Source organism: Streptomyces sp. NBC_00316 (assembly GCF_036158715.1).
Classification (GTDB): Bacteria; Actinomycetota; Actinomycetes; order Streptomycetales; family Streptomycetaceae; genus Streptomyces.
On record NZ_CP108023.1, the window covers coordinates 5,286,248 to 5,307,032 of the forward strand.

Annotated in this window: 16 protein-coding genes and 1 pseudogene; 13 read left to right on the forward strand and 4 right to left on the reverse strand. The window is 70.8% G+C overall.

Features of this window, described 5'->3' with window-relative positions; all coding sequences use genetic code 11:
* Positions 1 to 61 precede the first annotated feature (61 nt).
* Both OG878_RS23620 and OG878_RS23625 read right to left on the reverse strand, forming a co-directional pair.
* The gene (locus OG878_RS23620) at positions 62 to 1,696 is read right to left on the reverse strand and encodes a penicillin-binding transpeptidase domain-containing protein (protein WP_328888624.1); all 1,635 of its coding nucleotides are present in this window, start codon (positions 1,694 to 1,696) and stop codon (positions 62 to 64) included.
* Positions 1,697 to 1,829: 133 nt separating this feature from the next.
* Positions 1,830 to 3,608, reverse strand: a complete 1,779-nt coding sequence (locus OG878_RS23625; protein ID WP_328888625.1) for a dolichyl-phosphate-mannose--protein mannosyltransferase — start codon at positions 3,606 to 3,608, stop codon at positions 1,830 to 1,832.
* A gap of 53 nt (positions 3,609 to 3,661) precedes the next feature.
* Between OG878_RS23625 and rsmI the strand changes: the two genes are divergently transcribed.
* The 10 genes from rsmI (at position 3,662) to OG878_RS23675 (ending at position 16,313) form a co-directional block, all read left to right on the forward strand.
* Positions 3,662 to 4,555, forward strand: coding sequence for a 16S rRNA (cytidine(1402)-2'-O)-methyltransferase (rsmI, locus tag OG878_RS23630; RefSeq protein WP_328888626.1), 894 nt, complete (start codon positions 3,662 to 3,664; stop codon positions 4,553 to 4,555).
* A 160-nt stretch (positions 4,556 to 4,715) separates the two neighbouring features.
* On the forward strand, positions 4,716 to 5,087 hold the full coding sequence (locus OG878_RS23635) for a hypothetical protein (RefSeq protein WP_328888627.1): 372 nt from the start codon (positions 4,716 to 4,718) through the stop codon (positions 5,085 to 5,087).
* A gap of 32 nt (positions 5,088 to 5,119) precedes the next feature.
* A complete protein-coding gene (locus OG878_RS23640) occupies positions 5,120 to 5,986 on the forward strand; it encodes a TatD family hydrolase (protein WP_328888628.1) in 867 nt (288 codons plus the stop codon).
* Between the two features lie 154 nt (positions 5,987 to 6,140).
* A complete protein-coding gene (locus tag OG878_RS23645) occupies positions 6,141 to 7,469 on the forward strand; it encodes a ubiquitin-like domain-containing protein (RefSeq protein WP_443049266.1) in 1,329 nt (442 codons plus the stop codon).
* Entirely contained in the window at positions 7,466 to 8,416 is a 951-nt protein-coding gene (gene rsmA / locus OG878_RS23650) for a 16S rRNA (adenine(1518)-N(6)/adenine(1519)-N(6))-dimethyltransferase RsmA (protein WP_328888629.1), read from the forward strand. Before OG878_RS23645 ends, rsmA begins: the two co-directional genes overlap by 4 nt.
* The gene (locus OG878_RS23655) at positions 8,413 to 9,306 is read left to right on the forward strand and encodes a 4-(cytidine 5'-diphospho)-2-C-methyl-D-erythritol kinase (RefSeq protein ID WP_328888630.1); all 894 of its coding nucleotides are present in this window, start codon (positions 8,413 to 8,415) and stop codon (positions 9,304 to 9,306) included. The genes rsmA and OG878_RS23655 overlap by 4 nt, the downstream gene beginning before the upstream one ends.
* A 189-nt stretch (positions 9,307 to 9,495) precedes the next feature.
* Positions 9,496 to 11,313, forward strand: a complete 1,818-nt coding sequence (locus OG878_RS23660; protein WP_328888631.1) for an ABC-F family ATP-binding cassette domain-containing protein — start codon at positions 9,496 to 9,498, stop codon at positions 11,311 to 11,313.
* Between the two features lie 352 nt (positions 11,314 to 11,665).
* A complete protein-coding gene (locus tag OG878_RS23665; protein ID WP_328888632.1) occupies positions 11,666 to 13,531 on the forward strand; it encodes an outer membrane protein assembly factor BamB family protein in 1,866 nt (621 codons plus the stop codon).
* 88 nt (positions 13,532 to 13,619) lie between these two features.
* Positions 13,620 to 15,377, forward strand: coding sequence for an outer membrane protein assembly factor BamB family protein (locus tag OG878_RS23670; protein WP_328888633.1), 1,758 nt, complete (start codon positions 13,620 to 13,622; stop codon positions 15,375 to 15,377).
* 240 nt (positions 15,378 to 15,617) lie between these two features.
* Entirely contained in the window at positions 15,618 to 16,313 is a 696-nt protein-coding gene (locus OG878_RS23675; protein ID WP_328888634.1) for a helix-turn-helix transcriptional regulator, read from the forward strand.
* Positions 16,314 to 16,349: 36 nt separating this feature from the next.
* On the opposite strand, the pseudogene OG878_RS23680 reads toward OG878_RS23675, so the two are convergent.
* Positions 16,350 to 16,891 (reverse strand): annotated as a pseudogene (locus tag OG878_RS23680) (sodium:solute symporter family transporter); the annotation flags it as partial.
* Between the two features lie 201 nt (positions 16,892 to 17,092).
* On the opposite strand from OG878_RS23680, the gene galT reads away from it, so the two are divergent.
* Genes galT through galK form a run of 3 tightly spaced genes read left to right on the forward strand, consistent with a single transcriptional unit; the run spans position 17,093 to position 20,324 of the window.
* Positions 17,093 to 18,136: a galactose-1-phosphate uridylyltransferase gene (gene galT / locus OG878_RS23685; protein ID WP_328888635.1), complete on the forward strand. Its 1,044-nt coding sequence runs from the start codon at positions 17,093 to 17,095 to the stop codon at positions 18,134 to 18,136.
* Positions 18,137 to 18,168: 32 nt separating this feature from the next.
* Positions 18,169 to 19,149, forward strand: a complete 981-nt coding sequence (gene galE, locus OG878_RS23690) for a UDP-glucose 4-epimerase GalE (protein WP_328891351.1) — start codon at positions 18,169 to 18,171, stop codon at positions 19,147 to 19,149.
* Positions 19,146 to 20,324, forward strand: coding sequence for a galactokinase (gene galK / locus OG878_RS23695; protein ID WP_328888636.1), 1,179 nt, complete (start codon positions 19,146 to 19,148; stop codon positions 20,322 to 20,324). Before galE ends, galK begins: the two co-directional genes overlap by 4 nt.
* Positions 20,325 to 20,333: 9 nt before the next feature.
* On the opposite strand, the gene OG878_RS23700 is transcribed toward galK, so the two are convergent.
* Positions 20,334 to 20,777 carry a GNAT family N-acetyltransferase gene (locus OG878_RS23700; RefSeq protein WP_328888637.1) on the reverse strand — a complete coding sequence of 148 codons (444 nt, stop codon included), beginning with the start codon at positions 20,775 to 20,777 and terminating at the stop codon, positions 20,334 to 20,336.
* Positions 20,778 to 20,785 lie beyond the last annotated feature (8 nt).

The following is a 20,785-nucleotide window of genomic DNA, read 5'->3' on the forward strand; positions in this document are numbered from 1 at the left end:
GTGTACCGGGCATGCGACGCGGTTTCGGAGTGCCTCCGGATCGTCCGTCCGATGAGGCCGCTCAGGACCCCGCCCGCAGCACCGCCGCCACCACCGGGCCGGCCGCGTCGCCGCCGTGGCCGCCGGACTGGACGACCGCCGCGGCCGCGAGGTCGTTGCTGAAGCCGGTGAACCAGCTGTTGGAGGTGGCCTGTCCGTCGACCTCCGCCGAGCCGGTCTTGGCGCCCTTGTCGCCGCCGACCGGGGCCATCGCCGCCTTGGCGGTGCCCCAGCTCGCGGTCTGCCGCATCATGTTGGTCACCTGCTGGGAGACGGACGCGGGCAGCGAACGGGACGCGGTGGCGAGGGGGCGGCCGTCCAGGTCCTGGGGGACCAGGACCGGCTGGCGGAAGGTGCCGTTCCGTGCGGTGGCGGTGATCGACGCCATGTTGAGTGCGTTCATCTGGATGGTGCCCTGGCCGATGTACTGCGCGGCGGCCTCACCGCCGACGGCCTCGGGCACGCTGCCGTCGAACGAGGCGATGCCGGTCTGCCAGTCGAGGCCGATCCCGAAGACGTCCCGGGCCTCCTTGGCGAGTGCGGCGTCGTCGTGCGTGTCGTCGATCAGCTTGATGAAGGCCGTGTTGCACGAGCGGGCGAAGCTGGTGGTGAGCGTGTCGGTGGCCGGGAGCGAGAAGTTCTCCAGGTTGTGGAAGGTGCGGCCCTGGTACATCACGTCCTTCGGGCACTCGACCGGACGGTTCGCGGCGGCGACCCCCTTCTCGATCAGCATCGACGCGGTGACGATCTTCATCGTCGAACCGGGCGCCTGCTTGCCGAGCATGGCCGCGTTGAAGCCGGTCGCAGGGTTGTTGGCCACCGCGCGGATCGAGCCGGTGGACGGCCGGACGGCGACCACCGAGGCCTGGCTGTACTGCTTGACGGCCTTCTCGGCCGCCGCCTGGACAGTGGCGTCCAGCGTGGTCTGCAGCGTGCCGGGCTTCCCCTTGGACAGCGTCAGCAGCGTCTCGTCGGGGGTGTCCTCGTTCGAGGACTCGATCCAGGTCTCGATGCCCGCGGTGCCGCCGGCCCTCTCCCCGTACTTCTCGCGCAGCGTGTCCAGGATCGGCCCCAGCGACGGGTACTTCTCCTTCGTCAGCACCCGGCCGTTGTGGTCGAGCGCCTCGATGGACGGGGTCGACGCCTCGCCGGTCTTCAGCGACTCGCCGTCCGCCAGCTCCGGATGGATCACCGAGGGTTTCCAGTCGACCAGCGGCCGGCCGGTGGTCAGGCCGCGCACCACGGTCAGCTCGGAGGAGTACGACCAGGGCTTGGACTTCCCCTCGTAGCTCACGGTCGCCTTCACCGTGAACGGCACCGTCGTGCCGGTCGCCGGGCCCGGCGTGATCACGGCGTCGGTGACATGGGCATCGGTGCTGTATCCGCTGAGCGCCGTTTCGGCCTCGGTCGCGTTGTTGGTGAGCTGGGACGCCTGCGCCGCCTCTCCAGCCGCCCAGGCGTCGAGGAACTTCTTCGACGTCTCGCCGATCTCCGCCTTGCTCGGCGGCCCCGTCTTCACCTCGGCGGAGGTGGAGCGGCTGTCCGTGCTGCCCCCGCCGCCCAGCCCGTCGAGCACGTTGTACGCCCCGTACCCCACCCCGCCGACCACCAGCGCGAACACTCCGCCGACCACGGCGACCTTGGCTCCACTGCGCATCCCTGCAGTCCCCCTCCCCAGGAGGCTCCCTTGAACATGTTCAAGAGAGCGCTTGTGGGCACTCTACGGGACGGTAGTGACGGGGGAGGCAGTTGTTATTGGACTGCTATCGGCAATGGCGTGAACGGGCCGGTCAGATCCAGGTATCCAGCCACATGCGGTTGCGCCAGGAATTCTCGGGAATCGACATGCCCGTATACAGCGGCCAGAAGTAGATGAAATTCCAGATGATGAGCAGGACGAGCACGCCCGCCGCGATCGCCCCCACGGCCCGGCGCCGTTCACCGGACGGATCGCCCGTCACCAGGCCCAGTTCCCGCTTGGTCCCGGTGCCCGCCGCAGGACCGATCATCGCGCCGATCATCATCGCGACCGCGAGACAGAGGAACGGCACGAAGACGACCGCGTAGAAGAAGAAGATCGTCCGTTCCTGGTAGAAGAACCACGGCAGCCAGCCCGCCGCCACACCGCAGGCGATCGCGCCCGCCCGCCAGTCACGCCGGAAGAACCACCGCCACAGCACGTACACGAGGGCGAAGCAGCCGGCCCACCACAGCAGCGGCGTGCCGAGCGCCAGCACCTCGCGGGCGCACTTGCCGGTCTCCGAGGCGGCGCAGCCGTTCTGCTCGTCGTAGAAGTACGAGACGGGGCGGCCCAGGACGATCCAGCTCCAGGGGTTGGACTGGTAGGTGTGGCCGGACGTCAGGTTCACATGGAACTCGTAGACCTGATACTCGTAGTGCCACAGGCTGCGCAGCCAGTCCGGCAGCCAGGTCCAGCTACCTCCCCTGCCGTCGGTGGTGGCCCAGTTCCGGTAGTAACCGTGGTGTGCCGGATCGTTTCTGACGATCCAGCCGGTCCACGACGCGAGGTACGTCAGGATCGCGACCGGCACCGTCGAGACGAACGCGGGCAGCAGATCCCGCGTGATCACCGCCTCGTACGGCCGTACCGCTCCCGCCGTCCGGCGCGCACCGACGTCCCACAGGACCGTCAACAGGCCGAACGCGACCAGGATGTACAGGCCGTTCCACTTCGTGCCGAACGCCAGACCCAGCGAGAGACCCGCCGCGATCCGCCACGGCCGCCATCCCAGCCGCAGTGTCCGGGCGATCTGCGCGTCCGGGCGCAGCACCCCGTCGGCGTCGACGGGCAGCGCCGCGGCGAGCCTGCGCCGCGCCCAGTCCCGGTCGATCAGCAGGCAGCCGAACGCCGCCAGCACGAAGAACATCAGCACGAGGTCGAGCAGCGCGGTGCGGCTCATCACGAAGTGCAGGCCGTCGACGGTGAGCAGCGCGCCCGCCAGGCACCCCAGGAACGTCGACCGGAACAGCCGCCGCCCGATCCGGCACAGCATCAGCACGGACAGCGTGCCGAGCACTGCCACCATGAACCGCCAGCCGAACGGTGTGAACCCGAAGAGCTGCTCGCCGAACCCGATGATCCACTTGCCGACCGGCGGATGTACCACATAGCCGGGATCCGTCGGCACCGGCACCGCCGAGGGATCGGCCAGGATCGACTTGTCGACGTCCTTCGGCCAGGACCCCTCGTACCCCTGCTTGATCAGTGCCCAGGCGTCCTTGGCGTAGTACGTCTCGTCGAATATCACCGCCTTCGGGCTGCCCAGGTGCCAGAACCGCAGCACCCCCGCGACCAGCGCCACCAGCAGCGGCCCGCCCCACGCCGACCACCGCACCAGCCGGTCGGCGGTCGGCGGCGACACCCCCAGCACCGCCCACAGCTGCGGGCCCGGCCGCGTGTACGGCGGGACCAGCCGTTCCCGCAGCCCGATTCCGGGGCGCGGCGAATGGCCGAAGCGGCGCAGCCGCTGCTGCCAGGAAGGCGGCTCTTCGCAGCGCTGTTCCCTGGCGTCTTGACCCTGCTGGGCTTCGGGCGCAGTACTCGTCACCGCGCCATCGTAGGGAACGCATCTGTGCGACTGCTGTCGCCCGTGCTGCGAGGATGGCTGATGTGACTGGAACGACTGGAACGCTGGTACTCGCAGGGACCCCCATCGGTGACGTGGCGGACGCCCCGCCACGGCTTGCCAAGGAACTGGAGACGGCGGACGTCGTCGCCGCCGAGGACACCCGGCGGCTGCGCCGGCTGACGCAGGCGCTCGGCATCCACACCACAGGGCGTGTCGTGTCCTACTTCGAGGGGAACGAGTCGGCGCGTACGCCCGAACTCGTCGAGGCGCTGAGCGGCGGGGCCCGGGTACTGCTGGTCACGGACGCCGGGATGCCGTCCGTCTCCGACCCCGGCTACCGGCTCGTCGCCGCCGCCGTGGAGAAGGACATCAAGGTCACCGCGGTGCCCGGCCCGTCCGCCGTGCTCACCGCGCTCGCCCTGTCCGGTCTGCCCGTCGACCGGTTCTGCTTCGAGGGTTTCCTGCCGCGCAAGGCGGGCGAACGGCTCGGCCGGCTCCGCGAGGTCGCCGACGAGCGCCGCACCATGGTCTTCTTCGAGGCCCCGCACCGGCTCGACGACACCCTCGCCGCGATGGCCGAGGTGTTCGGCGGCGACCGCCGGGCCGCTGTGTGCCGCGAGCTGACCAAGACGTACGAGGAAGTCAAGCGCGGCCCGCTGGCGGAGCTGGCGGTCTGGGCGGCCGAAGGCGTACGCGGCGAGATCACCGTCGTCGTCGAGGGCGCGGCGGACACGGCCGAGGAACTGGACGCCGCCGAGCTGGTACGCAGGGTGCAGGTGCGCGAGGAGGCGGGGGAGCGGCGCAAGGAGGCGATCGCCGCCGTCGCCGCGGCGGCGGGGCTGCCCAAACGGGAGGTCTTCGACGCCGTCGTGGCGGCGAAGAACGCCTCGCGCACCGGTCCAGCGGAGGGCAAAGGACTATCCTGAAAAGCAAAGCACGAGCCGCGCACCTGCCCCTTTTTGCCACGAGATGGCCAAGACCGCTCCAATACTCGACAGGGCTTGGTGCGCTCCCGCCGGTATGGGCGTCCACTGGATCAGGGACACACTCTCCGGAGTGCTTGTCCGGCGGACAAGAGGAGCAGGCATGAGCGAGATCGCAGCAACCACCGTGCATGAGGCGTACGCCTTCGCGTGCATGAGGTGCGGATACGGCTGGGAACAGGCCTACGAGATCGAGCACCACGTCGACGGTTCCAACAACGACTTCATCATCTACAAGGCGGACGGGGAACGTGTGCCGTCCCCCCTGTCCAGGCCCACCTGCATGAACTGCGGAGGCCATGTGGTCCGGATCATGCGGTCCGGCCGGGTCTCGACCGTCCAGCGGACGCTCTTCCCGGAGGAGAACGGACCTGCCGAGGGCGTCGACACCCGTGAACGCGAGGCCGCCGCGCCGGCGGCCTCGGAGCACCACTGGCACCTCTCCGACCTGCTGCACCCCTTCCACCGCAAGTGAGGGCGGCGCCACGGTCCTCGTACGATCGTGGCATGAGCCGTACGGAAGCCCCGCCGCTGCCCGAACCCCTGCGGGTACCGGTCGCCGATTCGCACACCCATCTGGACATGCAGGACGCCACCGTCGAGGAAGGCCTGGCCAGGGCCGCCGCGGTCAACGTCACCACAGTGATCCAGGTGGGCTGCGACGTGCAGGGGTCGCGCTGGGCGGCCGAGACCGCGGCCGCGCATGCCGGTGTGTACGCGGCGGTGGCCCTGCACCCCAATGAGGCGCCGCGCATCGTGCACGGGGACCCGGACGGGCGGTCGCGCCAGGGGGCGCGGGAGCCGGGCGGGAAGGCGGCGCTGGACGAGGCGCTCGCCGAGATCGACAAGCTGGCCGCCCTCGACCGGGTGCGCGGCGTCGGCGAGACCGGGCTCGATCACTTCCGTACCGGACCGGAGGGCATGGCCGCCCAGGAGGAGTCCTTCCGGGCCCATATCGAGATCGCCAAGCGGCACGGCAAGGCGCTCGTCATCCACGACCGCGAGGCGCACGCCGATGTGCTGCGCGTCCTCGCCGACGCGGGCGCGCCCGAGCGGACCGTGTTCCACTGCTACTCCGGTGACGCCGAGATGGCGCGGATCTGTGCGGACGCCGGGTACTTCATGTCCTTCGCGGGGAATGTGACGTTCAAGAACGCCCAGCCGCTGCGGGACGCGCTCATGGTCGCGCCGATCGAACTGGTGCTGGTCGAGACGGACGCGCCGTTCCTCACCCCCGCCCCGTACCGCGGACGGCCCAACGCGCCGTATCTCATTCCCGTGACGCTGCGCGCCATGGCGGAGGTGAAGGGCGTCGACGAGGACACCCTGGCGTCGGCGATCAACGACAACACCGCTCGCGCATTCGATTACTGACGGATCACACAGCGACGGTGTGTGGTCGCGCCGCTTTGGAGAGTGACCGAAGCTCCACTATCGTCCCGGACGCCCATCGGGCCACCGGGACGAACGGACCTTCTGGAGCGTCGTGATCAATGCGCAGGGCAGTCACCGTGCGAAGCCGGGCGGAGTGCGTACGGGACGTACAGCGGTGGCGACACCGCCGTACGTCCCCGCGCCCCCGCCGTTCCACGAGGAGCAGACACTCGGTGCTCCCTGGCCGCTCCACGACCCGACCGTCGTGGACGGTGCGGTCCCGCCCCGCCCGGCGGCCGGGCCCGGGACCGGCGACCCTCGCACCGTCCCCCGCCCCGGCGGCCGCGCCGAGGCCCGGCGGGCCGCGCGCCGGCGCAAGGCCGCCGCCCGTCCCGAGAACCTGCGACGGCTCGTCCCGCAGGCCCTGGTCGTCGCCTTCCTGGCCGGCGGCACCAGCGCGTTCGTCGCCCACGACAAGGCGGTCAGGCTCACCGTCGACGGGGAGCCGCGCACCTTGCACACCTTTGCGGACGACATCGGTGAACTCCTCGACGACGAGGGCATCGCCGTCGGCGCCCACGACGTCGTCACCCCAGCGCCCCGCGGCGACCTCGACAACGACGACGAGATCACCGTCCGCCACGGACGCCCGGTGACCCTCACCCTCGACGGGGTACGGCACGTGGTGTGGACCACCGCAGGCACCGTGGACGGCGCCCTGCGCCAGCTCGGGGTGCGCGCCGAGGGCGCCTACCTCTCCGTCGCCCGCGCCTCCTCGATCGGCCGCACCGGGCTCGCTCTCGACGTCCGTACCGAACGCACCGTGACCCTCATGGCCGACGGCCGCGAGCGCACCGTCCGCACCAACGCGGCGACCGTGGCCGAGGCACTCGCCGAGGCGGGCATCACCCTGCACGGCGAGGACACCACCTCCGTGGCCCCGCAGAGCTTCCCGCGCGACGGCCAGACGGTCTCCGTGCTGCGGATCACCGGCTCCCGCGAGGTGCGCGAGGAGTCCATCCCGTACAGCGAACAGAGGTCCGAGGACAGTTCGCTCTTCGCCGGCACGGAGGTCGTCGAGCGCGAGGGCAGAACGGGCGCCCGCCGGGTCACGTACGCGCTGCGGACCGTCAACGGCGTCCGGCAGCGGCCGCGGGTCCTGGACGTGGACGTCGTCCGTTACCCGGTCGACCGGATCGTGAAGGTCGGCACCAGGGTCCGTCCGCAGTCGGTGGCGGGCGCCGACGGGCTGAACTGGCACGGGCTCGCGGCCTGCGAGTCCGGCGGCCGGTCCGACGCGGTCGACTCCAGCGGTACGTACGGCGGGCTCTACCAGTTCGACACGCAGACCTGGCACACCCTCGGCGGCCGCGGACGCCCGCAGGACGCCCCGGCGTCCGAGCAGACGTTCCGGGCGAAGAAGCTGTACGTGCAACGGGGGGCGAGCCCGTGGCCGCACTGCGGCCGTAGGCTTACCGGGTGAGCACCACAGAGCCCGACGCCCTCCTGGGCCCCGCAGACATCCGCGAACTGGCCGCGAAGCTGGGGGTACGCCCCACCAAGCAGCGCGGACAGAACTTCGTCATCGACGCCAATACCGTCCGCAGGATCGTGCGGACCGCGGAGGTCCGCGCGGACGACGTGGTGGTCGAGATCGGACCCGGTCTGGGCTCGCTGACGCTGGCGCTGCTGGAGGCGGCGGACCGGGTCGTCGCCGTCGAGATCGACGATGTGCTGGCCGCTGCGCTGCCGGACACGGTCCAGGCCCGGATGCCGGGCCGCGCCGACCGGTTCTCGCTGGTCCACTCCGACGCGATGCTGGTCACGGAGCTGCCGGGCCCGGCGCCCACCGCCCTGGTCGCCAACCTGCCGTACAACGTGGCCGTGCCGGTCCTGCTGACGATGCTGGAGCGGTTTCCGACCATCGAGCGGACCCTGGTCATGGTGCAGGCCGAGGTCGCCGACCGGCTGGCCGCCCGGCCGGGCAACAAGGTCTACGGCGTGCCGTCGGTGAAGGCCAACTGGTACGCGGAGGTCAAGCGGGCCGGGTCCATCGGCCGTACGGTCTTCTGGCCCGCCCCGAACGTCGACTCCGGGCTGGTGTCGCTGGTCCGGCGTACCGAGCCGATCACGACCACCGCGAGCCGGGCCGAGGTCTTCGCGGTCGTCGACGCGGCGTTCGCCCAGCGCCGCAAGACGCTGCGGGCGGCCCTGGCCGGCTGGGCGGGCTCCGCACCCGCCGCCGAGGCCGCCCTGGTCGCGGCCGGGATCTCGCCGCAGACGCGGGGCGAGGCGCTGACGGTCGAGGAGTTCGCGGCCATCGCGGAGAACAAGCCCGCAGCGCAGAAGCCGGACACGGACGAGTCCGCCACGACCGGGTCCGACACGGGCGGGTCCACCGGGAACGAATCCGCCGGGAGCAGCGAGTGAGCGTCACCGTCCGCGTCCCCGCCAAGGTCAACGTGCAGCTCGCGGTCGGCGCCCCGCGCCCCGACGGCTTCCACGACCTGGCCAACGTGTTCCTCGCCGTCGGCCTGTACGACGAGGTCACCGTCACCCCCGCCGACGCGCTGACCGTCACCTGCTCGGGCCCGGATGCCGCCCAGGTTCCGCTGGACGCCACGAACCTCGCCGCCCGCGCCGCGATCGCGCTCGCCGAACGTCACGGCATCGCGCCCGACGTGCACATCCACATCTCCAAGGACATCCCCGTGGCGGGCGGCATGGCGGGCGGCAGCGCCGACGGCGCGGCAGCCCTGGTGGCCTGCGACGCCCTCTGGTCCACCGGCGCCACCCGGGACGAGCTGCTCGCCATCTGCGCGGAGCTCGGCAGCGACGTGCCGTTCTCCCTGGTCGGCGGCGCCGCGCTCGGCATCGGCCGCGGTGAACAGCTGACCCCGGTCGAGACCGGCGGTACGTTCCACTGGGTGTTCGCGGTGGCCGACGGCGGGCTCTCCACCCCGGCCGTCTACGGCGAGTTCGACCGGCTCACCGCGGGCACCGACGTCCCTGTACCGGAAGCCTCCCCGGCGCTCCTCGACGCCCTGCGCACCGGCGACGCCACCGCGCTCGCCGAGGCGCTCTCCAACGACCTGCAGCCCGCCGCGCTCTCCCTGCGGCCCTCGCTCGCCGACACCCTCGCCGCGGGTACCGGGGCAGGTGCCCTGGCGGCACTGGTCTCCGGCTCAGGGCCGACCACCGCGTTCCTGGCGGCGGACGCGGAGTCGGCACGGAAGGTCGCGGACGCGCTTCTGGCGTCGGGAACCTGCCGCACCGCGCGGGTCGCGGAGTCCCCCGCGCCGGGTGCCACGGTCGTCTGACGGCGGCTGCCGGGCGGGCACCGGGCACGGTGGCCGCACCGCACCTGCTCGGCGAGCCCGTCGCCCGTACCCGTACAGGGTTTCGCGCCGCGGAAGTCCCCGTCCCTGCCCCTGAGGGATCACCGCACGCTGTCCCAGCCGCGCGGCGACTACCCTGGGATGTCGATCGATCCCCCTGTCAGGAGTGAAATGGCCGTCAATCTGGTCAATGTCGAGCAGGTCAGCAAGGTGTACGGCACCCGTGCCCTGCTCGACGGTGTGTCCCTCGGTGTGTCCGAGGGGGACCGGATCGGAGTCGTCGGCCGCAACGGCGACGGAAAGACGACCCTCATCCGGATGCTCGCCAAGCTGGAGGAGGCGGACAGCGGCCGCGTCACCCACAACGGCGGCCTGCGCCTCGGCGTCCTCACCCAGCACGACTCGCTCGACCCGAAGGCGACCATCCGCCACGAGGTCATCGGCGATCTCGCCGACCACGAGTGGGCGGGCAGCGCCAAGATCCGTGACGTACTCACCGGACTCTTCGGCGGCCTCGGCCTGCCCGGCTTCGAGCACGGCCTGGACACCGTCATCGCGCCGCTCTCCGGCGGCGAGCGGCGCCGGATCGCCCTCGCCAAGCTGCTCATCGCCGAACCGGACCTGATCGTCCTCGACGAGCCGACCAACCACCTCGACGTCGAGGGCATCTCCTGGCTGGCCCGGCACCTGCAGAACCGGCGCTCGGCACTGGTCTGCGTCACCCACGACCGCTGGTTCCTCGACCAGGTCTGCACCCGCATGTGGGACGTCCAGCGCGGCACGGTCCACGAGTACGAGGGCGGCTACAGCGACTACGTGTTCGCCCGGGCCGAGCGGGAGCGGATCGCCGCGACCGAGGAGTCCAAGCGGCAGAACCTGATGCGCAAGGAGCTGGCCTGGCTGCGGCGCGGCGCCCCCGCCCGTACGTCGAAGCCCCGCTACCGCATCGAGGCGGCCAACGAACTGATCGCCGACGTGCCGCCGCCGCGCGATACCAGCGAGCTGATGAAGTTCGCCAACGCCCGGCTCGGCAAGACCGTCTTCGACCTGGAGAACGTGACCGTCCAGGCCGGACCCAAGACGCTGCTCACCCACCTCACCTGGCAGCTCGGCCCCGGTGACCGGATCGGGCTGGTCGGGGTCAACGGCGCGGGCAAGACCTCGCTGCTGCGGGCGCTGGCCGAAGCGGCCCGCACCCAGGGCGACGAGCAGCCCGCCGCCGGGAAGATCGTCGTCGGCAAGACGGTCAAGCTCGCCTACCTTTCCCAGGAGGTCACCGAGCTCGACTCGAACCTGCGGGTGCTGGAGGCGGTGCAGCAGGTACGGGACCGCGTCGACCTCGGCAAGGGCCGCGAGATGACCGCGGGCCAGCTCTGCGAGCAGTTCGGCTTCTCGAAGGAGAAGCAGTGGACCCCGGTCGGCGACCTGTCCGGCGGCGAGCGGCGCCGGCTGCAGATCCTGCGCCTGCTGATGGACGAGCCGAACGTCCTCTTCCTCGACGAGCCCACCAACGACCTCGATATCGAGACGCTGACGCAGCTGGAGGACCTCCTCGACGGCTGGCCCGGATCGATGATCGTGATCTCGCACGACCGGTTCTTCATCGAGCGGACCACGGACCGGGTGATGGCGCTGCTCGGCGACACCTCGCTGCGGATGCTGCCGCGCGGCATCGACGAGTACATCGAGCGCAGGCTGCGCATGGAGGCGGAGTCGATGCCCGCCTCGGCCGGCGCACCGGCGGCGAAGGAGGCCTCGGCCGCGACGGCCGTCTCGCCGCAGGCCGCGCGTGCGGCGAAGAAGGAACTGCAGAAGATCGAGCGGCAGCTCGACAAGGTGTCGAGCAGGGAGACGACCCTGCACGCCCAGATCGCCGACCACGCAACGGACTTCGAGAAGGTGGCGAAGCTCGACGCGGAGCTGCGTGAACTGGTCGCGGAGCGCGACGAGTTGGAGATGCGCTGGCTGGAGCTGGCCGAGGAGGCCTGATCCGGCAGGGGACTTGCCGGCTCCGGTGCCGCTGTTCGACGAGCGGCGCCGGAGCCGGTTCCGGTGGACGGGCAGGGAGCGGCTTCGTGGCGGCGGGCCCGAACCGGCGGCCGTTCACGAAGAGTTGAATCGGCTGCGTAACGGCGGCATCACGGGGCGGTTCTCCCTTGGGAACAGGGGAGGGACCGATTCGGCGTGCGATGTGTTGCGGGTGGTACAAAGAAGCCCCGCTCGACTGTCGTAACGCCGCGGAAGCCATGCCCGATTCGCTCCTTTCCGAGGGGAATTCAGCCCAGCGGAATCGCGGGGGAGACCGGAACGGACACCGGACCGCACGAAGGGGGACGTGCTGATGACCCAGCCGCCCAGCCAGCAACCGCCGCAGGGAGGCTTCGGCGCTCCGCAGGAGCCGCCGCAGGGGAGTCCTCAGCCGGCGGCACCCGGGCAGCCGCCGCAGAGCCCGCCGCCGCAGGGTCAACCGCCCGCCCAACCACCGCAGATGCCGGCCGCGCCACCGACGCCGCCGCCCGCCCAGACGGGTTACGGCTACCCGCAGCCGCCGGCTCAGGCCCCTGGCTACGGCTACCCGCAGCAGCCGGGGCCGTACAACCAGCCGGGTCCGTACGCCCAGCAGCCCGGTCCGTACGGCCGGCAGCCGGGTCCGTACGCCCAGCAGCCCGGCCCCTACGGCCAGCAGCCGCAGCCCGGTTACGGCTACCCGCAGCAGCAGTACCCCGGCGCCCCGGTCCCCGGCGGTACGGGCGGTGGCAACCCCTTCAAGGGCAAGCCCGCCGTCATCATCGCCGCCGCGGTCGCGGCCGCGGTGGTCATAGCCGGTGGCGTGTTCCTCGCGACCGGCGGTGGTGACGACGACAAGAAGCCCGTCGCGCACGAGAGCAATGACGGCAAGGCGCCGAGCGGTTCGCCCTCCGTCGACGAGGGCGACGGCAACGGCGACGGACGGCAGGCCGACGACGACCTCAACGCCGGGCGCAAGCCGGGCGAGGCGAAGGCCCTCTGGCTGCAGACGAACGATGTCGACCTGCCGCGCAACGGCGCGGACGTGTACGGCCCCTGGGTCGTCGGTGACACCGTCGTCAAGGGCATGTACCGCGCGGTCTCCGGCTACTCGGTGGCCGACGGCAAGCAGAAGTGGACGCTGAAGCTGCCGGCCGACATATGTGCCGCGCCCGCGCAGCCCACCACCGACGGCAAGATCGTCATCGGGGTCGAGAACGGCACCACCGACAAGGCGGACTGCTCGGACCTCCAGATGATCGACCTCAGCACCGGCAGGGCCGGGTGGAAGAAGTCGATCACGAAGAACGGCATCTGGGACATGATGTCGGACATCTCCCTCGCCATCAGCGCCGACACCGTCACGGTCGGCCGGACCGGCAACTCCAACGCGTACCGGGTCAGCGACGGCAAGGAGCTGTTCGGTAAGCAGGAGGGCAACTGCCAGCCGTTCGCCTTCGCCGGCGGCTCCAAGCTGATTGCCGCGTCCAGCTGCCGTACGGACGACGTGGACAACCCGCAGCACCAGCTCCAGGAAGTCGACCCGGTCACCGGCAAGCCCAGGTGGACGTACCGGCCGGCCCGCGGCTGGGAGATCGACCGGGTCTATTCGGTGAGCCCGCTCGTCGTCTCACTGACCCAGCGCGAGAAGAAGAAGTGGAGCATCCTCGCCATCAAGGAGAACGGCACGCTCCGCTCCCAGCTGATCGGCGACAAGGGTGACAAGTTCGCCCCGGACTGCGGCAGCACGTTCGCGGTCTTCGGCAAGTCGCTGGACGGCTGCACCGGTGTGACCGCCGACGCCAACACCTTCTACATGGCGACCCAGCCCGACTCCAGCGGCTCCGCCCGTACGAACAAGGTCGTCGCGTTCAACCTGAACACCGGCAAGCCGAAGTGGAAGGCCGCGGCCCCGGCCGAACAGACCGTGAAGCCGCTGCGGATGGAGGGCGGCAACGTGCTGCTCTACGTGGAGTGCGGCTACAACAAGGGCGGCGGGATCGCCACCCTCGCCCCGACCGGCGGCGCCCCGCAGATGCTGCTCCGGCACCCCGAGTCGACGTCGCAGATCGAGAGTTCGTTCTGGGAAGCGAAGATCGTCTATGCGGGCGGCCGCTCCTTCATCGCGAGCGGACGGGTCAGCGCGAGCAACGACAAGGAAGAGCTGGAGACGAAGACCATGATGGCCTTCGGCAAGTGACGGCTCACGCAGGCCCCCGACGGACCCCGGCCGACCACGACGGGTTCCGACCGACCGACTTCCCTTCCTCCGACGAGGTACGTACGCCATGACTCAGCCGCCCCAGCCGCCCAACGAGCCGCCCCAGGGCGGTTTCGGCGCCCCGCAGACCCCGCCCGCCGGTGGTTTCGGCGCTCCGCAGACGCCGCCCGCCGGTCCGCCGCAGCAGCCAGGGTACGGATACCCGCAGGCGCCCCCGCAGCAGCCCGGCTACGGCTACCCGTCCGGCCCCCCGGCCGGACAGGGGCTGCCGCCCGGTCAGCCGCCGCAGCAGGGCTACGGTTACGGCTATCCGACCGCACCGATGCAGCCGCAGTACGCGTCGCCGCAGCAGGGCGGGAACGGCGGCAAGAAGTTCTCCACGCAGACGCAGATCATCGTGGCCGCGGTCGTCGCGGTGGCGCTGATCGTCGGCGGCGGGATCTTCCTCGTCTCCGGCGGCGACGACAAGAAGGGCGACACGTCCCAGTCCGACTCCGGCGGCACCACCGGCGGGGACAAGGGCGGCGAGGACCAGGGCATCGGTGGCGGCGGCAAGGAGAAGGCGCCGGCGAACACCAAGGCCACCGTCGGGTTCCAGCTCCCGCAGCCGAAGGTCACCGACGTCACGAAGCTCGACGGCTCCTGGCTGACCGACAAGGCCTATGTGAAGACCGGCGTCTACGAGATCGTCGGCTACGACAAGGCCAAGGGCACCAGGCTCTGGTCGATCCCGCTGCAGGGCCAGCTCTGCGCCGCCTCCCGGCACATGTCGAAGGACTACAAGACGGCCATCGCCTTCGAGGCGAGCAAGCCGACCAAGGAGCAGAAGTACCCGCAGTGCAACCAGATCGGCGCACTCGACCTGAACACCGGCAAGCTGATGTGGAGCAAGTCGGTGACCGCCGCGACCGGCGGTGACGAGCCGATCAGGTTCGACGAGATCACGCTCAGCGGTACCACGGTCGCCGCGGGCGGCACCGACGGCGGCGCCGCCTTCGACCTGAACACCGGCGCCGAGCGCTGGAAGCCGAAGGTCGCCACCGACGGCTGCTACGACAAGGGATACGGCGGCGGCGACGCGCTCGCGGTGGTCCGCAAGTGCGGTACGTACGAGAGCCCGCAGCTCGTCATCCAGGCGCTGAACCCGACTACGGGCGCCCCGCTCTCGTCGTACAAGATGCCGCCCGGCGTCGAGTACGCGAGCATCGTCTCCACCAAGCCGCTGGTCGTCGCGGCCGATGTCGGCGACACCGCCGGTGACGGCAGCGGGATCTCGGACTTCTTCTCGATCGACGCATCGACCGGCAAGCTCCTCACGAAGATCGCCGCGGACGCCGAGAAGTACGCCGCCAGCTGCCGCTCCACCGAGGTCGAGAGCTGCCAGCAGCTCGTCGTCGGCAACAACCGGCTCTACCTGCCGACCGAGGAGCACGAGGGCACCGGCGACTACGGCAACACCAACGAGATCGTCTCGTTCGACCTCACGACCGGCAAGCCGACCAGTGACAAGGCCGACGCGGGCGACCGGTACACGATGTTCCCGATCCGTATGGACGGTTCCAACATCCTTGCGTACAAGGCGCCCCCGTACGACAAGGGCGGTCAGATCGTCTCCATCGACGGCGCCACCTTCAAGCAGACCGTGCTGATGGAGAACCCGAGCGACGAGTCCGTCCGGGAGGCGGAGACCAGCTACTCCCTCGACTACGCGGAGATCCTCTTCGCGGACGGGCGGATGTACATCTCCGAGGTGATGGCGAGCAAGCCGACCACGACCACGCTCGACGACAAGCGCTACCTCGCGCTCTCGTTCGCCACCGGCTGACCCGGCGGCGGCACCGCGCGCACACCGGCCCTGCCGGTCGATCACTCGACCGGCAGGGCCGGTCGTTTCTGTACGCCCACTGATCCACTTGTGTCCGTCCCGCACCCGTCAACCGAACCGGAACGGCACATAATTCGGCTTTCCGGGGGTCTTCTGCCTGGTAAGGGGCGCGCCACGTCGAACAAGCGTGTAGCTTGCCGGGTCAAAGGGCCGGGGGGCCCAGGCCTTGGGGGTCAATCAATGGGCGTGCGGCTCATGGTGGTCGATGACCACCGACTGCTCGCCGAGGCGCTCGCCTCGGCGCTGAAATTGCGGGGTCACCGGGTGCTCGCGGCCGCCGCGCCTACCTCCGGTGCGGCGGAGCTCGTGGTGAGCAGGGCCCCGGAGGTCTGCCTGTTCGGCACGGCGACTCCGGCCGAACCGGGTGCGTTCGACCCGATCGCGCGGATCAAGCGGGAGCGCCCGCAGGTGGCGGTGGTGGTGCTCGGGCCGGTGCCCAGCCCCCGCGGGATCGCGGCGGCGTTCGCGGCCGGAGCCGCCGGTTACGTCCGGCACGACGAGCGGATCGAGGGGGTCGAGCGCGCGATGGTCAGGGCGCGCTCCGGGGAGGCGGCGATCGCACCGCAACTGCTGCAGGGCGCCTTCGCGGAGCTGCTCAACCCGGCCGCCCAGCCGGACGACGAGGGGCAGCGGCTGCTGCAGATGCTCACGCCGCGCGAGATCGAGGTCCTGGTGCGGGTCGCGGAGGGCGAGGACACCCGGCTGATCGCGGCCGGGATGCGGATCGCGCCGAGCACCGCGCGCACCCATGTGCAGCGGGTGCTGATGAAGCTGGGCGTCGGCTCCCGGCTGGAGGCGGCGGCGCTGGCGGCCCGCACCGGGCTGCTGGACCGGGCGCCGGTGGTCCCGCAACAGCAGGGGCCGGACGCCGGGTGACATCCGGCCCCTGCTGTGCGGTGCACTTGATCAGGCGAAGTAATTGATCACCGCGGCGATGGTGCCCGCGACGAGCCCCCGGACCCCGGACTTCATCGAGGCGCGCTTCCAGAACATGCCGATGATGAGGACCGCGGACATCGGGACGCCGAAGAACGAGAACGGCGTCCGGAGGTAGCTCGTGATGTTCGAGAAGCCGGCGGCGACGAAGGCCGTGCCGACCGAGGCGAGCATCCCGGCCGCCGTGATCATCCGGCCGAACCGCAGGTGGTACGCGGCGGGCCGGTCCTTCTGCACGTAACGCGCCCGGACGTCGGTCGTGACCACCGCGTGGAACGACGAGACGTCGGCCGCCATGCCGGCCATGAAGGCGGCCGGCAGACCGGTGACCGCGATGCCGGGCACGCCGTTCGGCAGCAGCTCCTGCATCAGCAGCGCGATGGCGTCGTCGTACGTGAGGCCGGACCCGGCACACCGATCTTCGGTACGAGCACGGCGGCGACCGGGCCCGGGATCATCACGAGGAAGACGATGAAGATCTTCGGGAACGTGGCGATCAGCGGTGTGCGCCGGGCGAACTGCAAGGAACGTGCGCTCCGACCGCCACAAATGAACAGTTCCGATGGGGACCTTTGTCGGATTCTGATCGCATGAGTGCGAATCCCTGTTTCCGGGGGCATGAGTGTGCGCGAGATCCGGGTCACATGCGGTGGTGTCGGACCATTGACGTGCGTGTTGGCTTGTGATTTGTTGTGTGCGGTTATGTTTGGAGGAACCTGGTGAAGAAGACGGTTACGACGCTCGCCGACGGCCGTGAGCTGCTCTACTACGACAGCCGCGACGACGTGGTCCGCGACGCCGTCGACCGGCGGCCGCTCGACGCCGTGTCGACCTCCTCCGAAGTCCGCCGCGACCCGCTTCTCGGCGACAGCGTCGCCATCGCCTCGCACCGCCAGGGCCGCACGTACCATCCGCCGGCCGACGAATGCCCGCTCTGCCCGTCCCGGGACGGGCGGCTCAGCGAGATCCCCGACGACCAGTACGACGTGGTCGTCTTCGAGAACCGCTTCCCCTCGCTCGCCGGCGACTCCGGCCGCTGCGAGGTCGTCTGCTTCACCTCCGACCACGACGCGTCCTTCGCCGACCTCACCGAGGAGCAGGCGGCTCTGGTCCTCGACGCCTGGACCGACCGCACCGCCGAACTCGCCGGGTTCGAGCAGGTCAAGCAGGTGTTCTGCTTCGAGAACCGGGGCGCCGAGATCGGTGTGACGCTCGGCCATCCGCACGGGCAGATCTACGCGTACCCCTTCGTCACCCCGCGCACCGAGCTGATGCTCCGCTCCATGGAGGCGCACCGCGAGCGGACCGGCGGCAATCTCTTCGACGACGTCGTGGCCCGCGAGCTGGCCGACGGCGACCGCATGGTGCTGACCGGCGAGCACTGGGTCGCCTTCGTCCCGTACGCCGCCCACTGGCCGTACGAGGTCCATCTGTACCCGCGCCGCCGAGTCCCCGACCTGCGGGCACTCGACGACGCCGCACGCACGGAGTTCGCACAGGTCTATCTGGAACTCTTGAGGCGATTCGACCGGATCTTCGGCCCCGGTGAGCCGCCGACCCCGTACATCGCAGCCTGGCACCAGGCGCCGTTCGGGGTTGCGGGTCGTGAGGAGTTCGGGCTCCACCTCGAGCTTTTCACCATCCGACGCACCTCGGGCAAGCTGAAGTTCCTCGCGGGTTCCGAATCCGGCATGAGTGTGTTCATCAACGATGTGCCGCCGGAGGCCGCGGCCCAGCGACTGCGAGAGGTAGCGAGCGAGTGAGCAAGCCCCGGAGCGACGTCCAGAGCGACCCCCTGCCCAGCCCCCGGAAGAAGTACCTGGTCACCGGCGGCGCAGGCTACGTCGGCAGTGTGGTCGCCGCGCATCTGCTCGAAGCCGGTCACCGGGTGACCGTCCTCGACGACCTGTCGACCGGATTCCGCGAGGGCGTCCCCGCCGGTGCCGAGTTCATCGAGGGCCGCATCCAGGACGCCGCGCGCTGGCTGGACCCCTCCTACGACGGGGTGCTGCACTTCGCCGCGTACTCCCAGGTCGGCGAGTCCGTCGTCCACCCCGAGAAGTACTGGGTGAACAACGTCGGCGGCACGACCGCGCTGCTCGCCGCGATGCGCGACGCCGGGGTGCGGACCCTGGTCTTCTCCTCCACCGCCGCGACCTACGGCGAACCGGTCTCCAGCCCCATCACGGAGTCCGACCCGACCGCCCCCACCAACCCGTACGGCGCGACGAAGCTGGCCGTCGACCACATGATCAGCGGCGAGGCGGCCGCGCACGGACTGGCCGCGGTCTCGCTGCGCTACTTCAACGTGGCCGGCGCGTACGGCAGCCACGGGGAGCGGCACAGCCCCGAGTCGCATCTGATTCCGCTGGTCCTCCAGGTCGCGCTCGGCCGGCGCGAGTCGATCTCCGTCTACGGCGACGACTACCCGACCCCCGACGGCACCTGCGTCCGCGACTACATCCACGTCGCGGACCTCGCCGAGGCCCACCTCCTGGCCCTGGACGCGGCCACCGCGGGCGAGCACCTGATCTGCAACCTCGGCAACGGCAACGGCTTTTCGGTACGCGAGGTCATCGAGACCGTCCGCAAGGTCACCGGCCACCCGGTCCCCGAGACCGCGGCCCCGCGCCGCGCCGGGGACCCGGCCGTGCTGGTCGCCTCCGCCGCCACCGCCAGGGAACGGCTCGGCTGGCAGCCGTCCCGCGCCGACCTGGCCGGAATCGTCACCGACGCCTGGACGTTCGCCCGCCGAGAGGAGCCCACCGCGCCATGACCGACCACACGGCCGACAACGCAGAGCTGGTCACCGCCTTCACCGAGCTGTACGGCGCTGCCCCGGAAGGAGTCTGGGCGGCGCCCGGCCGGGTCAACCTGATCGGTGAGTACACCGACTTCAACGACGGTTTCGTGATGCCGCTCGCGCTGCCGCACACCGCGCGCGCGGCCGTCGCCCGCCGTACCGACGGAGAGCTGAGGCTGCACTCCACCGACGTGCCGGGCGGTGTCGTCCGGCTCCGCGTCGACGAGCTGGCCCCGCACTCCGGGCACGGCTGGGCGGCCTACCCGGCCGGCGTCGTCTGGGCGCTGCGCGAGGCCGGCCACCAGGTCACCGGCGCGGACATCCAGCTGACCTCGACCGTCCCCACCGGCGCCGGACTCTCCTCGTCCGCCGCCCTCGAAGTGGTCACCGCACTCGCCCTCAACGACCTCTTCGAACTCGGCCTGTCCGCCTCCGAACTGGCGGTCCTGTCGCAGCGCGCCGAGAACGCGTTCGTCGGCGTGCCGTGCGGCGTCATGGACCAGATGGCGTCGGCCTGCTGCACCGACGGCCACGCCCTGCACCTCGACACCCGCGACCTCACCCAGCGCCAGGTCCCGTTCGACCTGGCCGCGCACGGACTGCGGCTGCTGGTCGTCGACACCCGGGTCAAGCACGAGCTGGGCGACGGCGCGTACGCGGAGCGGCGGGCCGGCTGCGAGGCGGGTGCGCGGGCGCTCGGCATAGGGACGCTGCGCGACCTTCCGTACGAGGGTCTCGGCGCTGCACTCGACACCCTCGCCGAGGCCGGCGCGGACGAGTCGGTCGTGCGGTACGTACGCCATGTCGTCAGCGACAACGCGCGGGTGGAGCAGGTCATCGCACTGCTCGACGCGGGCGATGTGCGCTCCGCGGGCCCCGTTCTGACGGCCGGCCATGTCTCGCTCCGCGACGATCTGCGGGTCTCCTGCCCCGAACTGGACCTGGTGGTCTCCGCGGCGAATGCGGCCGGGGCGCTCGGCGCGCGGATGACCGGCGGCGGCTTCGGCGGCTCGGCGATCGTGCTGGTGGAGGAGAGCGACGCGGACGCGGTCACCAAGTCGGTGCTGGAGGCGTTCACTTCGGCGGGATACGCGACGCCCGGGGTCTTTCCGGCGGTCCCGTCGGCCGGCGCCCGCCGCACCGGCTGAGCCCGTGGGTCAGCCGAAGGACTTCGTCAGGATGAACTCGGTGACTCCGGGCGGGTAGTCGTCGACCTGCCCGCTCACCTCGTACCCCCGCTTCCGGTAGAAGCCGGGAGCCTGGAACCCCCAGGTCTCCAGCCGGGAGCGGGTGCAGCCGCGGTCCGCCACGGCCACCCGCTCCGCCTCGGCGAGCAGCTGCGAGCCGAGGCCGGAGCCGCGGTGCTCCTCGCCGACCCAGAGCAGATCCACATGGAGCCAGTAGGCCCAGGTGCGTCCGGCCAGCCCGCCGGCCAGCGCACCTCGGTCGTCCATCGCCCACACCTCGAGCGGGAGTTCGTGCTCGGCCGGCGTGGCGAGCAGGGTGCGGAGCTCCGGTGAGCGCTCCGTATTGCTGTGATGCAGCCGTTCACCCAGCAGAAGACGACGATCTTTGTCTACTTCTGTCTCAAGACGAAACATGAACCACA